This window comes from Streptomyces sp. NPDC048623, assembly GCF_040650755.1.
Lineage (GTDB): Bacteria > Actinomycetota > Actinomycetes > Streptomycetales > Streptomycetaceae > Streptomyces.
Window position 1 is genome coordinate 70,212 of the sequence record NZ_JBEZHV010000007.1, and the last position, 14,756, is coordinate 84,967.

Annotated in this window: 12 protein-coding genes; all 12 read right to left on the reverse strand. The window is 74.9% G+C overall.

All coding sequences use genetic code 11. The features are described 5' to 3' along the window. Positions 1–3: 3 nt before the first annotated feature. Positions 4–570, reverse strand: coding sequence for a Pycsar system effector family protein (locus tag AB0C73_RS12660; RefSeq protein WP_362528165.1), 567 nt, complete (start codon positions 568–570; stop codon positions 4–6). Next, positions 567–2,021: a hypothetical protein gene (locus AB0C73_RS12665; protein ID WP_362528168.1), complete on the reverse strand. Its 1,455-nt coding sequence runs from the start codon at positions 2,019–2,021 to the stop codon at positions 567–569. Before AB0C73_RS12665 ends, AB0C73_RS12660 begins: the two co-directional genes overlap by 4 nt. Then, positions 2,018–4,375, reverse strand: coding sequence for an ATP-binding protein (locus tag AB0C73_RS12670; RefSeq protein ID WP_362528171.1), 2,358 nt, complete (start codon positions 4,373–4,375; stop codon positions 2,018–2,020). The genes AB0C73_RS12665 and AB0C73_RS12670 overlap by 4 nt, the downstream gene beginning before the upstream one ends. Then, positions 4,372–5,526, reverse strand: coding sequence for a hypothetical protein (locus AB0C73_RS12675; protein WP_362528173.1), 1,155 nt, complete (start codon positions 5,524–5,526; stop codon positions 4,372–4,374). The genes AB0C73_RS12670 and AB0C73_RS12675 overlap by 4 nt, the downstream gene beginning before the upstream one ends. A gap of 149 nt (positions 5,527–5,675) precedes the next feature. Next, positions 5,676–6,383 (reverse strand): Crp/Fnr family transcriptional regulator, encoded by a 708-nt coding sequence (locus tag AB0C73_RS12680; RefSeq protein WP_362528175.1) that lies wholly within the window; start codon positions 6,381–6,383, stop codon positions 5,676–5,678. 294 nt (positions 6,384–6,677) lie between these two features. After that, positions 6,678–9,266: a polynucleotide kinase-phosphatase gene (locus AB0C73_RS12685; RefSeq protein ID WP_362528177.1), complete on the reverse strand. Its 2,589-nt coding sequence runs from the start codon at positions 9,264–9,266 to the stop codon at positions 6,678–6,680. Next, entirely contained in the window at positions 9,263–10,768 is a 1,506-nt protein-coding gene (locus AB0C73_RS12690) for a 3' terminal RNA ribose 2'-O-methyltransferase Hen1 (RefSeq protein WP_362528179.1), read from the reverse strand. Before AB0C73_RS12690 ends, AB0C73_RS12685 begins: the two co-directional genes overlap by 4 nt. A 43-nt stretch (positions 10,769–10,811) precedes the next feature. Beyond that, positions 10,812–11,738 (reverse strand): homocysteine S-methyltransferase, encoded by a 927-nt coding sequence (mmuM, locus tag AB0C73_RS12695; RefSeq protein ID WP_362528181.1) that lies wholly within the window; start codon positions 11,736–11,738, stop codon positions 10,812–10,814. Between the two features lie 103 nt (positions 11,739–11,841). Next, positions 11,842–12,324 carry a DUF6099 family protein gene (locus AB0C73_RS12700; RefSeq protein ID WP_362528183.1) on the reverse strand — a complete coding sequence of 161 codons (483 nt, stop codon included), beginning with the start codon at positions 12,322–12,324 and terminating at the stop codon, positions 11,842–11,844. Between the two features lie 126 nt (positions 12,325–12,450). Next, positions 12,451–12,813, reverse strand: coding sequence for a nucleotide pyrophosphohydrolase (locus AB0C73_RS12705; RefSeq protein WP_362528185.1), 363 nt, complete (start codon positions 12,811–12,813; stop codon positions 12,451–12,453). Next, on the reverse strand, positions 12,800–14,179 hold the full coding sequence (locus tag AB0C73_RS12710; RefSeq protein WP_362528186.1) for an ATP-binding protein: 1,380 nt from the start codon (positions 14,177–14,179) through the stop codon (positions 12,800–12,802). The genes AB0C73_RS12705 and AB0C73_RS12710 overlap by 14 nt, the downstream gene beginning before the upstream one ends. Before the next feature lie 55 nt (positions 14,180–14,234). Continuing rightward, a complete protein-coding gene (locus AB0C73_RS12715) occupies positions 14,235–14,660 on the reverse strand; it encodes a cell division protein SepF (protein WP_362528188.1) in 426 nt (141 codons plus the stop codon). Between the last annotated feature and the right edge of the window lie 96 nt (positions 14,661–14,756).

Consider the following 14,756-nt stretch of genomic DNA (forward strand, 5'->3'; position numbering starts at 1 on the left):
GTGTCACCACAGTTCGCTGAGGAGGGCAAGGAGGGCGCCGAGCACGAGGGCGGCGACGCCGAACCGCAGCCATCGGTACTTGGCGGCGAGGACGAGCCCGTGGACGCTCGCCTGGTCCAGGAGCCAGCCGGTGGCGTCCGGGCCCGCGGCTTCCAGGCGCGTGCGCAGCACGTCCGCCGAGGTGCCGGAGACCAGGGCCCGCAGCAGGGTGCGTTCGGCGCCGGGCCGGGTGCGGGGCAGGACGACGGAGACCAGCATCAGCACGCCGGAGGTCCACAGGACCAGGGCGGCGACCAGGAGGGCGCGCCCGGCGCCGCCGGGCAGCGGGCCGTGGTCCTTGGAGAACACGATCGCGAGGAAGGCGAGCGCGCCGGACAGCAGGATCGCCGCCTTGGTGTCGGCCCGGCCGATGTCCTCGCGGACGGTGTTCAGCAACTGCTCGGCCATCCGGCGCAGTTCGCCCGCCTCCGGCGCCTCGGCCGGACGGGCCGCGCGGGCGGGGGCAGGGGTGGGTACGGCTGCGGGCGGGGGTGCGGGCCGGGGGCCGGTGCCGCCGGTGGGGGTGCTCATTCGTCGTCCCAGTCGTCGAACTCGGCGCTCGGCCGGGACCGCCGGGGAGCGTCGTACGGATCGGGGTCGTCGTACGGGTCGGGCTCGGCGCGCCGCCGGGCGCCGCGGGCCTCGCCGGCCTCGCGGTCCTCGTAGGCGTCGTGGGGGTCGTGGGGGTCGTGGGGGTCGTGGGGGTCGTCCGCGGCGGGCTGGACCCGGGTCGGTTCGTAGATCCGCGGGTCCGGGGGCGCGGCCGGTGCGGGCTCGTCGTCCCAGTTGGGCGCGGCGGGCTCCGGCCGGACGGACTCCAGGGCGCGGCGGCCGGTGCGGCCGGTGGTCTGCAGGACCCGGTCGGCGACGCCGCCGAGGATGGCGCCGGTGCTGCCGCGCAGGTGCTGGAGGATCTGGTAGGCCTGTTCGTCGATCTCGTGGCGTTCGAGGACGCCCGAGTCGAGGAGTTTGTTGAAGACGGCGAGCAGGTCGGCCTGGCCCTCGCGCTTCTCGCGCTGGAGCTGGGTGCGGATCTCCCACTCCTTGTCGGGGTTCTTCGCCATGTAGTGGGCGATCTGGGCCAGGTCGCCGTTCCGGAAGACGGTCATCAGGGCCCTGGCGCGGGCCTCGATCCGCTCGCGTTCCCTCTCCTCCTGGAGCAGTTCGCGCTCCGCGACCCGGGCGTCGGCGGTCGTGGCCACCCCGGCCTGGTCGCCGCGGGCCAGTTCCTCCCTGGTCTGCTCGGCCAGGTCGAAGAAGACATAGACCTGGGTGCGCAGTCCGAGGTCCCGGCCGATGACGAGGCGGCCCGAGGACAGTTCGTCCCGCACGGCCTCGTCGGCGCGCTGGGCCTCGGTGAGGCGGAAGCGGCGGGACAGCGAGCGCAGCCCGTCGAGCAGGTCGTCGTGCAGCAGCTCGGCGACGTTCCACGCCTGTTCGCGGACGACGAGATGGGGGTCCTCGACCTTCCACTGGACCCGTACCCGGACGTCGAACCAGGAGCCGTCGCCGGCCGCCGGCAGCCGGAGCGCGAAGTCGGTGATGTTGCGGCCCAGTTGCACCTCGAACACGGTGTACGGGGTGCGGAGCAGGGGCTTGTCGACGTCCTCGGTGCGGTCCGGCCAGACGATCCGGTGGCCGCCGTTGCGGTAGAGCAGGACCGCCGCGATCTGTCCGCTCCTGCGGCGGTACGGCGGGGCGCACTCGCGCAGGAGCGGTCCGAGCGGCCCGGTGCCCGTGCTCTCCCCGGCCCCGCCGGGCGAGGCCCCGGCCTCCGGCCCGCGCGGCTCCCCGGGCCCGTTCCGCCGCTGCTCCTGCCCGGGGGCGCCGGGGGCCTCGCGCGGTACGGCCTGCGGCCCCTGGGCGCGCTGCGCACGCCGCTCGTTCCGCTCCCGCCGGTCCTGCCGGTCGCCGCGCTCGCGGCGCTCGCGCAGGTCGTCCGGCTCGCGGCGGCCCTGCCCCTCCTGCTGCGGCCCGTTCATCGCTGCGCTCCTTCCGCGACGGCGTCCCACATCCGGCGCGCCGCGCTCTTGTCCAGGGGCCGGTCCCGGTCCCTTACCAGGTCGTTGAGGAGTCCGCGGAGCCGGTCGCGGTCGCGGCGCTCGACGGAGATCAGCGGCAGCAGCCCGCACACCAGGCCGAGGGCGGTGGCGTCCTTGGCGGCGCGGCGCAGCAGGGTGCCCAGGCCGTCGAGGGCGGTCTCCCCGGCCCGCGCGGTGTTGAGGGTGTGCCGCAGCAGGGCGCCGAGCGCCGGTGCGAGGTCGGGCCGGGTCGCGAGCAGCGCGACGATCAGGGACCGGGAGGCGTGCTCGTCGAGTTCGGGGACGTCGCGCAGGCCCCAGAGGTAGGTGGTGCGGGTGGTGAGGCTGCGGATCACGGCGACGTGCACGACATTGGCCAGGCTGTGCCGCCCGTCGGCGAGCCAGCGCCGCATCCGGCGCAGCACCGGCTCGGGGTCGCCGGAGGCGAGCAGCCGGGTGACGCTGAAGGAGGCGGCCACGAGCACGTCGATGTCGTTCGCGTCGTGCTCCCGGACGACGCGGGCGAGGGCGTCGAGCGAGCCGCGCAGGCCGCCGGCCGCGTACTCGTAGCCATGGGTGAGCAGGGCGGTGTTCCGCAGCCGCTCGTCGTCCGACGCGGCCCAGTCCTTGACGGTGGCGGCGACCGCCGGCCGCACCCCGGGGTCGCGGGCGGCCTCGGCGAGGGCGGTCGCCGCGGCCATCCGGGCCACCGGGTCGTCGGTGCCGGCGAGCGGGGCGACGAGCTCGTGGTAGCCGTGGATCCAGTCCCAGGAGCAGAGCACCCCGGCCGCGATGGAGGCCCGGACCCACACCTCGGGGCGCGGGTCGTCGCACAGGCCGCGCAGCCAGCGGGCCACCGGGCCGCGCACGTTGTGGTAGCCGTGCCAGACCTCGGCGAGCACGGCGGTGGCGAGCGCGGCGCCCTGGAAGCGCACGGCGCGCACCGGCACCTTCGCGGGGCCGAGGTCCAGCTCTCCGTCCTCCAGGACGGACCGGGCGAGCACCGGGCGGTGCTCTGCGTGGGTGCCGAACAGACGCCGTCCCGCCGGGTGTTCGGGGTCGAGGGTGACGGCGAGCTCCCAGGCGAGGAGTTCGGCGGCCTCGGTGGCGATGCTGTAGGCGGAGCCGTCGAAGACGGCCACGGCGATCCGGAACGCGGCGGCGTTGAGCAGCGGCAGCGCCTCCGGCAGGGTGCCCGGCCGGTCGGCGCCCGCGAACCACTCGCGCGCCTGGCCCCGTACGAAGGAGGCGCACTCCGCGAGGAGCTGCTGGTCGGTCAGGGTGCCGCGCCGGTGTCCGGCGAGGTGGTCGGCGAGCCGGGCGGCCTCGCGCGGCCGCAGCTCCTCCAGGCCGAGCGCCGCGACCACGTCGGGGCGGACCGCGAGCGCCCGGGCCTCGGCCGCGGCCTCCCCGGACGCCCCGCGCAGCAGCAGCCGCAGATGGCGGTGGAGCACGTCGGCGGCGGGCGGCGGCGCGCAGTACATCCCGTACCGCCCGCGCAGCAGCCGGTCCGCGAGGTCTCCGTTGCCGAGGACGATCACCGCGTAGCCGTCGACACCGGCGAGCAGGTCGGCGAAGCGGTCGAGGTGCAGCTCGGACAGGCGCACCGGCGCGTGCCGGGCGGGTTCGTCGCGTTCCCCGCGCGCCCGGCGCCGGCCGCTCTCGGCGCGGACGTCCTCGGGGCGGTGTTCGAGCAGGTGCCCGGCCTTCTCGTGGAGGGCGTCGGCGGTGATCTCGTCGACCCCGTGCCGGGGGTCGAGCCGGATCACCCGTCGTTCGGTCACCTCGGCCAGCAGGGCGAGCGCGGTGGTCTTGCGGCCGCTGCCCGGCTCGCCGCACAGCACCAGGACGCGGTGGCTGCGCAGCCGCTCCTTCATGCGCTGGTAGCCGGCCGTCTCGCAGTACACGTCGTCGAGATGGTCCAGGGTCTCGGCCGGGACCGGGCCCCGGACGAACTGCGTCCGGTCGCCGAGCAGGAGGTCGTAGCGGTCGCCGTAGTGGACATAGGCGTCCCTCCCGGCCGCCATCCGGTGGTCGCCCGTCGAGCCCTGGCCGAGGGACCGGCGTGCGGCGCGCGCGGTACCGGCGCCGCCGGTGGTGCCCGCGCCGCCGAGCGGGCTGCGGTCCGCCCGCTCGAACGGGCTCGGCTCCCGGGCGGCCGCGTCGCCGGACCCGGTGTCGCCCGTGGTGGGCGCCGTGCCGGCACCGGCGCCTTCGCCGCCCTTGCCCCCGCCGCCGGCGTTCCCCTGGGCCGGTTCGGGCTGGGGCTCCGCGTCGGCGGCGCCACCGCCCTGTTCGAGGTCGTCGTCGCTCATGCCCGCTCCTCCCGTCCGCCGTCGCCGGAGCCGTACGTGTGCTCGTGCCGTTCGTGCCGCTCGTGCGGTGCGCGCCGTTCGTCCGGGAGCGGGTCCAGGTCCCGGTCGGGGTCGTCGGGGTCCGGGTCGTCGTCCCAGTCCGGCTCCCAGTCCTCCTCCGGGTCCTCGTCGCCCGCGCGCACCCGGGTCCGGCCGGGCCGGCCGCCCCGGAGTGCCTCGTCGCGCGCCTCGGTCCGCGTCTCGTTGCGGAAGCCGGTGAACGGGCCGTGGATGGTCGTGCCCTCGATCACCTGCATGTCGCGGCCGGCCCGGTAACTCCGGTGGCCCGCAGGGGTCTCGGGTGCCCCGGTCCGGGCCGCGGCCCGGACCGGGGGCGTTCCGGGCGGTGAGCCGTCCCCCCGCGACGGCCCACCGCCGGTCTGTGGTGTCCCGGCGGTCCGTGGTGTCCCGCCCGACGGCCGCGGCCCCGTACTCGCGGCGCGCGCCGCGCCGGCCAGGGCCGGCGGCTCGGGCAGGCCCGGCACATGGAACCAGGCGTCCTCGTGCGTCTCCTTGGCGACCACGGCGGCCCGCCGGTACCGGTCCGGCTCGACGAAGCGGCCGCCCTCGACGACCACGTTCCGGTAGAGCCAGTCCGAGACGACGATCAGCAGCTCGACGTCCGGCGCGTCCGTCATGACCCGGCGGGCGGGAGTGCTGTCGCACAGCCGGCAGGCCAGGTCCACGGCCCGGCCGACGAGCCCCCGGCCGTCGTCCAGGACAAGACCGGCGTTCATGCCGACCCGCAGCCGGAGCCTCCTGCCGCCGCCCCCGCGCCCGGCCCCTCCCCCGCCCCCGTGCGCCGCGTTGTAGGCGCGCAGGCTCGCGTGAAGGGTGGCGATCCAGCGGCCGACGATGAGTGCCGGAGGCACGTCCGGGCGGAGCGCGGCGAGGATGCCGTCGCCGCGGTCCTCCTGGTGGACGGTGCCGGGCTCGATGCCGACGGAGGCGTACGCCTCGCCGAAGGCCTCGTACATGGCGGCGCGGGTCAGCCGCTTCTCGTCCATGCCGAGACGTCCGGAGCCGACGACGTCCCCGAAGACGACGAGCCGGTGGAGGGCACCCGCACTCGCCCCCACGTCGGCTCCCGCGCTCGCTCCCGTACTGGTCACTCGGACTCCTCTGATGTCGTTCAGGCGGTTCCGTCGTGCGGGCGTCGAGACGCGATGCGACTCGGTGCCCTTGCGCTGGATGTGGTCACGTGTCCAGCCTGGCGGCTTCGGCGCGCCGGCGATGTAGCGGTTTACACAGCCCGGGGTGGTTAGTCGGACGAATGCGCGCCGGGGTGTGCGCGCCCCTGCGCGAGCAGGACGAGCAGGGGCATGTCGACGACGATCACGGTGCGTTGGGCGGTACGGACGACCCCTTGTTCGCGCAGCAGCCGCAGCGCCTTGGCCACGGCTTCGCGGGTCGCCCCGATGGCCGCCGCCAGATCGTGCTGGGGCAGCGGCAGTTCGAGTACGGTGCCGGACTCGGCGCGCCGGCCGGCCCGTTCGGCGAGTTCGACGAGCCGGGCGGCGAGCCGCTGGAGGACGGTTTCGGAGGCCAGCGAGCGCCGTTCGACGTCGGCGCTGCGCAGGCGGGTGGCCAGTTGGCGCATGATCAGCGAGGTGGCGTGCGGCCGGGCGGCGAGGAAGCGCCGGAACCGGTCGCCGGAGACGGCGACGGCCTCGACCCGGCCGAGCGCGGTGACGGTGGCGCTGCGCGGCCGGCGGTCGACGGCGGCGAGGTCGCCGACCACCTCGCCGGCCCCGCGCAGCGCCAGGATGAGCCGGGCGCCGCGCTCGGTGCCGACCGAGACGACGGACCAGCCGGAGAGCAGGGCGAGGACGTACGCGGTGGTGTCCCGCTCCCGGATCATGACGTCACCGGGCAGGTACGTGCGCGGGGCGCCCTCGGCGAGCAGTGCACGGCGGTCGGTCGCGGGGAGGGCGTGGAGGAAGGCCCGGTCCTGGCCGAAAAGACTCAACGGTCGCTCACACCCCCGCACGACTTCGCGCATTCGCGTGCTTGTTCCCACATCAACGAGCAACCACAGTCACAGAATTGACACTGCGTCACTCCGTGGGGTGAAGAACGCTAGGGCCACCCGAAGAATCGCGTCAACGCGGCCGGGGGCGATCAGAGGGGGCGCAAGGGAGCGCTGTCTTCCGCCCCCTTGCGCCCCCTGTGTCCCTGCTGTGAACGGCCGGGAACCCGACCGGGACGATCGGGTTCCACGGGCCGGTCACTACGCCGGCAGCCACCACGGCCGCCGGCCGGGTCACAGCCGCGGGTCGACCGGCTCCGACTCCAGGGCGAGGACCGCGAACACGGCCTCGTGGACCCGCCACAGCGGCTCCCCGGCCGCGAGCCGGTCGAGCGCCTCCAGGCCGAGCGCGTACTCGCGCAGGGCGAGCGAGCGCTTGTGGCCGAGGAACCGGTTGCGCAGCCGCTCCAGGTTGTCCGGACGGGTGTACTCCGGGCCGTAGATGATCCGCAGGTACTCCCGGCCGCGGACCTTGACGCCCGGCTGCACCGGTCGTCCGTCCTTCCCGGTGGCCACGGCCGTGAGCGGCTTGACGACCATGCCCTCGCCGCCGGCCGCGGTCAGGTCCAGCCACCAGTCGACACCGGCGCGTACCGAGGCCTCGTCGGCCGGGTCGACCACGAGCCGCCGGGTGACCTGGAGCAGTCCGGTCGGGTCGTGCTCGACCAGCCGGTCGAGCCACCCGAGCTGCTCGTCGTGCGGTACGGCGGCCAGCGAGCGCCCACGTGCCGCCAGCACCTGGAAGGGCGCGAACCGCACGCCCTCCAGGCCCTCGGTGGGCCAGCAGTAGCGCCGGTACGCGTCCGTGAACGCCGCCGCGTCCGCCGCCCGCTCCCGCTGCCGGCCGAGCAGCGCGTCGGCCCCGGGCACCCCGCGTGCGGCCGCCTGTTCGAGCGCCCCCAGCGCGCCGGGGAAGACCGCCCGGGAGGCCGCGCCGACCGCCGCGTACTGCGAGCGCAGCAGACCGGCCGACTTCAGCGACCACGGCATCAGCTCGCCGTCGAGCAGCAGCCAGTCAGTGTCCAGTTCCTCCCAGAGCCCGGCGGCGCCGATCGCGGCGCGCAGCCGGCCGAGGACCTCCTCGGTGGTCCCCTGATCGTCGAAGAACGGGCGCCCGGTACGGGTGTGCACGGTGCCGGTCACGCCATCGCCGACGCCGAATCGTTCCGCCGCCACGGCCGCGTCCTTGCAGACGAGGGCGACGGCCCGCGAACCCATGTGCTTCTCCTCGCACACGACCCGCTCGACCCCGTCGGCCGCGTACTGCGCGAACGCCTCCGCCGGGTGCTCCAGGAAGTGCTCATCAGCGGCTCCGCCGCGGGCCTCGACCCGGGAAGTCGCCGTCGGCGCCATGGTCGGCGGAAGGTAGGCGAGCAGCCGCGGGTCGACCGCGAACCGGCTCATGACCTCAAGGGCCGCGGCCGCGTTCTCCTCCCGTACGGCGACGTTGCCCATCAGCTTCGTCTCCACGATCCGGCGTCCGTGCACATCGGCCAGGTCGAGCGGCCGCCCCTGGTGTCCGCCGGGCACCTCGGAGGTGAGCGGCTTGGCCGGCTCGTACCAGACCCGCTCCGCCGGTACGTCGACGAGCTCGCGCTCCGGCCAGCGCAGGGCGGTCATCTTCCCGCCGAAGACAGCACCGGTGTCGAGGCAGATGGTGTTGTTGATCCATGAGGTGTTCGGCACCGGAGTGTGGCCGTACACCACCGCCGCCCGGCCCCGGTAGTCCTCCGCCCACGGGTAGCGCACCGGAAGGCCGAACTCGTCGGTCTCGCCGGTGGTGTCCCCGTACAGCGCGTGCGAGCGCACCCGCCCCGAGGTCCGGCCGTGGTACTTCTCCGGCAGACCGGCGTGGCAGACCACCAGCCGGCCCCCGTCGAGGACGTAGTGGCTGACCAGCCCGTCGACGAAGGCCGCGACCTCGGCCTTGAACTCCTCCGGCTCGCGCTCCAGCTGCTCGATCGTCTCGGCGAGTCCGTGGGTCTGCTGCACCTTGCGGCCACGCAGCCAGCGGCCCAGCTTGTTCTCGTGGTTTCCGGGCACGCACAGCGCGTCCCCGGCCGCCACCATGCCCATCACGCGGCGCAGCACACCCGGGCTGTCCGGGCCACGGTCGACCAGATCACCGACGAACACGGCGGTCCGGCCCTCCGGGTGGTGCCCGTCCACGTACCCCAGCTTCGCGAGCAGGGTCTCCAGCTCGGAACGGCAGCCGTGGATGTCACCGATGATGTCGAAGGGACCGGTGAGGTGCCGCAGATCGTTGAACCGCTTCTCCAGGACGACCTCGGCCGTCTCCACCTCCGCCTCGCTGCGCAGCACGTGCACCTTGCGGAAGCCCTCGCGCTCCAGGCCCTTCAGCGAGCGGCGCAGCTCGCGGCGGTGGCGCTGGATGACGTGCCGGGGCAGGTCCGCCCGGTCGGGGCGGGCCGCGTTGCGCGCGGCGCACACGTCCTCCGGCAGGTCGAGCACGACGGCGATCGGCAGCACGTCGTGCTCGCGGGCGAGCTGTACGAGCTGGCGGCGCGCCTCGCGCTGCACGCTGGTGGCGTCGACCACGGTGAGCCGCCCGGCGGCGAGCCGCTTCCCGGCGATGTAGTGGAGGACGTCGAAGGCGTCCTTGCTGGCGCTCTGGTCGTTCTCGTCGTCGGCGACGAGCCCGCGGCAGAAATCGGAGGACACGATCTCGGTCGGCTTGAAGTGCCGCCGCGCGAAGGTCGACTTGCCGGACCCGGTCGCGCCGATCAGGACCACGAGGGAGAGATCGGTGACGGGCAGGACTCGCCGCCCGGTCTTCGGGGTGGTGGTGTCGTCGTCGGTCATGCCGCGTCCTCCTTCGGGCTCTGCTCGGTCACATCGGCGTTGTCGTCGGTGTCGTGGGCGTTGTCGGTACGGGTGAAGACGGCCAGCTGCGTGGGCGGGCCGACCTCCGGGTCGTCGGGTCCTACAGGCGCGAACGCGCACGTGTAGCCGTACCGCTCCCCCACGGCCGCCGCCCACTCCCGGAACTCCGCGCGGTTCCACTCGAAGCGGTGGTCGCTGTGCCGGACGTGCCCGGCGGGCAGCGACTCCCAGCGCACGTTGTACTCGACGTTCGGGGTGGTCACGACCACCGTGCGGGGCCGGGCCGAGCCGAACACCGCGTATTCGAGGGCGGGCAGCCGCGGCAGGTCGAGGTGCTCGATCACCTCGCTGAGCACGGCGGCGTCGTAGCCGGTCAGCCGCTTGTCGGTGTACGCGAGGGAGCCCTGGAGCAGCTTCACGCGGGCGGCCTGCCGCTCGCCCATCCGCTCCAGGCGCAGCCGGCGCGCCGCGATGGACAGGGCGCGCGCGGAGACGTCGACACCGACGATCTCGGTGAACCGCACGTCCTTGAGCAGCGCCTGCACCAGCTGGCCCTGGCCGCAGCCGAGGTCGAGCACACGGGCGGCGTCGGCGGCGCGCAGGGCGGCGAGGATCGCCGTGCGCCGCTGTTCGGCGAGCGGCACGGGCTTCTCGGCGGTGTCGGTGGTCTCGTCGACGGCGTTGTCGACGTCCTCGACGTCCAGGCCGTCCGCCTCGGCGAGCCGGACCAGCTCCAGGCGTTCGGTCGCCTCCCGGGTCAGGCCCCAACGGCGGGACAGGTAGCGGCTGGTGATCAGGGTGCGGTCGGGGTGGTCGGCGAGCCAGCCGTCCCCGGCGCGCAGCAGTTTGTCGACCTCGTCGGGCGCGACCCAGTAGTGCTTGGCGTCGTCGAGCACCGGGAGGAGCACGTACAGCTGGTTAAGGGCGTCGGCGAGCCGCAGCTCGCCCTCCAGGACGAGCCGTACGTAACGGGACTCGCCCCAGGCGGGGAACTCCGGGTCCAGCGCGACCGGTTCGGCGGTCACGGCGGTCCAGCCGAGTGGCCCGAACAGCCGGGTCACCAGCTCCGCGCCGCCCCTGGCGGGCAGCGCCGGCACCTCGATCCGCAGCGGCAGCGGCTCGGCGGCCCGCTCCGGCAGTGCGGCGCAGCTGCCGTTCAGGGCGCTCTTGAACACCTTGGCGAGCGCGACGGCGAGGAGGGAGGAGGCGGCGTACGGGCGGTCGTTGACGTACTGCGCGAGCGCGGCGTCCGGGGCGCCGCCGCGGCCCTTTCCCTTGCCGCGGCGCACCAGCGCCACGGGGTCCACGTCGAGCAGCAGCGCGGCCGTGCACCGCTCCTCGCCGGCCTCGGGATAGAGGACGTGCGCGGTGCCGTGCGAGGTCGAGAAGGACTGCGCCCTGCCGGGATGCTTGTGCAGCAGAAAGCCCAGGTCAGTGGCGGGTTTCTCGGCGGTGCCGGTGGTGCTGATCGTCAGGAACATGCGCTCAAGGATGACCTTTCGTGCCACCCCGTCACAACGTATTTCATGTCCGGTCGCCGGTGGCGCCGCCTGCGGCGACCGTGGAGGCCAGGGCGCTGATCGAGGCGGGGCCGACCCGGCAGCAGCCGCCGATGAGACGGGCGCCGGCGGCGCGCCAGCCGGCGGTGGTGGCGGGGGCGAAGGTGGCGCCGCCGTGCCAACGGCGGGTGCCGGCGTCCCAGCGCTCGCCGCTGTTGGGGTAGACGACGACGGGCTTGCCGGTGACGGCGGCGGCGATCTCCACGGCGGGCCCGGCGTCGTCGGGGTCGCAGCAGTTCACACCGACCGCGATCACCTCGTCCACGCCGGCGGCCACCTCGAAGGCGGTCTCCAGGCGCTGCCCGGCCCGGGTGCGGACACCGCTCACCGTGTACGAGAGCCACACCGGCACCCCGCACCGGCCGGCGGCCCGCAGCAGCGCCTCGGCCTCGTCGGCGTCCGGCACCGTCTCCAGGGCGAGGACATCGACCCCGGCCCCTGCGAGGACCTCGATCCGGGGCCGGTGGAAACGGTCGAGCTCGGCGACCGAGAGCCCGTACCGCCCCCGGTACTCGCTGCCGTCGGCGAGCATCGCCCCGTACGGCCCGACGGACGCCGCCACCCAGACCCCCCGCGCGGTCTTCTCCCCCGCCGCCCGGGCCAGCTCCACACTGCGTTCAAGGAGCCGCGCCGCCTCCGCCCGCCCGATCCCGCGCCGGGCGAAGCCCTCGAAGGTGGCCTGATAGCTGGCGGTGATCAGCACCTGCGCCCCGGCCCGCGCATACGCGGCGTGCGCCGCCTCGATCTGCTCCGGCGCGTCGGCGAGCAGCCGCGCGGACCACAGCGCGTCGGACAGATCGCAGCCCTGAGCTTCCAACTGGTTGGAGAGACCGCCGTCGAGCACGAGCACCTCGTCGGCGAGTGCGGCGGAGAGCGTGCGGTCGGAATTCATCGGCACTCCCCTGCGACATCGGCCCCCACCTGCACCGTACCCCTGCTCCCCGCTCCCTCATTCCTCCCCAGGGCCTGTCCGGCGGATCGGGGCTGGACAGGCCCTAGCCGGACCCCGGGCCCGCGCGGCCGCGGGCGGGGTCGGGCGGGCGGTCCCGTTCGCGTTCGCGCTCGCGGACGGCGAGGCGGCGGAGCATGGCGCGGACCCGGTCGCCGGCCTCGTCGGCGGCGTCGATGGCCTCGATGCACTGCCAGTAGAGTCCCTCCTCGTCGGTGGCGCAGGCGACGCCGACCAGGGCGATGCCGACCTCGCCGAGGAGCGCGCCGAGCGCGGTCAGGGCCACGCGGGCGTCCCCGATGGCGGTGAGCTGGGCGGCTCGTGGCACGCCCGCCGCCCCACGCGCACCGCCTATCTCGCTCAGGCCCCGCGCCTCGCCCCGCAGCTCCATCGGACCGGAGAGCGCGAGACGGCTCCCCATCGCCTGGGCGAGGGCCTGCGCCTGCCAGGCCTCCGCCACGATGTCCAGCGCCACCCGGCTCTCCGCCAGCGCGTGCCGCCCTGTCGCGATCAATCGCTCCGCTTCCATCAACGACGCCCCCGTTCCCCTGACTTACCGCTCATTCATTCCATTACCCAGCGTGAGGCGGCCTGAGTCCAAACACCAGGGGAATTCGGAAATCTGTGGACAGGAATCGCGTTGGGGAAAACTCGATCACTCCGAAGAGTGACGATCGTCCTCCTCGGCCGGGCCCCGCCGCGCCGGGAAGCGGAGTTCGTTCCGGTCGATCTTGGCCGAAAGAGCCGTCAGCGGGTCGATTCCCAACACCTCGCAGAACTGCAGCAGATAGGCGAGGACATCGGCGACCTCGTCGCGCACCCGGTGCGCGGTGTCCGGGTCCGCCATCACCCGGCCGGCCTCCTCGGGGGTCAACCACTGGAAGATCTCCAGGAGTTCGGCGGCCTCGACGCTGAGCGCCGCGGCCAGGTTCTTCGGTGTGTGGTACGGCTGCCAGTCGCGGGCGGCGGCGAAGTCCGCGAGGCGGCGCTGGAGTCCGGGGAGATCATGTTCGGTCACGTCCCAGGTCTACCACCGTCACGCCCGCCCCCTCCGGGACGTGCTCCGCCGTGCTCTCCCCAGCGCCCTCCGGGATCCACCCGCCCCCCGCACTCTCGCCCGCCGTCGCCACGAGCCGCATATGGCCCGTGCCGCAGATCTCCCCGGCCAGGGCGAGCAGGGCGCGCGTCTGCCGGGTGTCGAGGGCGCGGTCGAGGCCGTCGGCGAGGACGGTGAGGGCCTGCAGAGCCTGCGGGACCTCGTCGACCGGGTCGACCGTGAGCACGGCCGGCCCGGTGAGCAACACGAGCCCGAGGGCGAGGTAGCGCAGTTCGCCGTCGCCGAGGCGGCCGAGCGGGGTAGCGGGGGCGGGGCCGCGGGCGGCGCGCTCCAGGACGGCGTGGACCAGGGTGCCGTGCGCCGTCTCCCGTAACCCGAGAGCCGTGACCGGCCCGGCGCAGCCCGCGGCGGCGAACTCGGCGAGGCGGGCGTGCCGGCGGGGGCATTCGGTCGCCGTGCGGTGGAGGACCTCGGCGAGGTTGCGGCAGTCGCCGTGCAGCCGGCCGGCGCCGACCGGCACGGGTTCGCGCATCGCCGCGGGCCGGGGGTCGCAGGGGAAGACGGAGCGGAGTCCGACGACGACCTGTTCGGCGGCGGAGAGGACGCGCCGCTGGCCCGGGGTCCGGCCGGCGACGCGCAGCGGGAGCAGGGCGGTGCCGAGGAGGTCGTCGGGGAACGGGGCGCGGGTGACAAGTGCGTTGCCCCCGGTGTGCCATTCGGCGTGGACGGTGCCGCGGCCGGGGTCGCGGAGCGCGGTGGCGAGGAGGGTGCGTCCGTGGCCGGTGAGACGTTCGCCGGCGATCCGGAGGGCGGGTTCGACCTGGACGGCGAGGTCGAGGGCGACGGGTCCGGCCGGACCGTCGACGGTGCAGCCGATCCGCAGGCCGCGCCGCCCCTGGGCGTCGGGGCGGGCGCGTTCGGGGATCAGGTCGGCGGCGGCGGGCAGGGCTTCGGCGAGTCCGGCGCCGGAGGCGAGCAGCGCGAGGGCCTCGTAGGCGCGCAGGGCCGTGGTCTTGCCGCTGCCGCTGGGGCCCCGCAGCAGGGTGACGGCGCCGAGCGGCAGGACGGTGCCGCGGTGCGGGCCGAAGGCGGAGAGGCGCAGTTCGGTGACGGCGGCCCGGCCGGCGGGCGGCAGCCCCGCGCCGGCGCCCGCCTTCGCCCCCGCCCCCGAGAGGATGGCGGCGGCCGGGCGCCGGGCCCGTCCCTGCGCGGGGACGAGCCCGGGCAGCACCGGCGCCCTGCCGCGCGCGGCACCCGCGGGACGGGCCGCCGTTCCCTGTGGGGGGTGGTACGCGCGGTCGGGGGCGGTGCCGCCGGTGGTGGTCATGTCCGGACCGTACGCAGCCGCCCGTACGCCGAACCGTTACGGCTGAACGACCTTCCTACGAACGGGGGACCGCGCCCTCGACAGCGTCGTCGTCGGCGTTCTCGTCGGCGGCGCCCTCGACCTCGGTGCCGGCCGGGGCCAGCAGGAACACATTGCGGTCGACGCGGTGCATGCCGCTGCCGAGACCGAAGACGACACCGCTGCTGAAGTCGAGGATCCGCTTGGCGACCTCGGTGTCCGCGCTGGTCAGGTCGAGCAGCACGGGGATCTGGGCGATGAGGTATTCGGCGACCTCGCGGGCATCGGCGAAGACCTGCACCCGCAGGACGACCATGCGGCGCTGTTCGGCGGACCCGTACTGCTCGGGGATCGTGCGGTGGTCGACCCTGGACGGCCATTCGTCCCGGCCGCGCAGGGGCACGACCTGCGCCAGGCCCTCCCACTGCTCGTCGGTGACGTCGTACCTCTCGTACCTACTCATGCGCCCATCCTCCCGTTACTCACCCGTTCGGCCCAACACCGACACGAACCGTCTCGATGATCTCCCGGCGCACCGCCCGCGCCCGCCGGTCCGGGC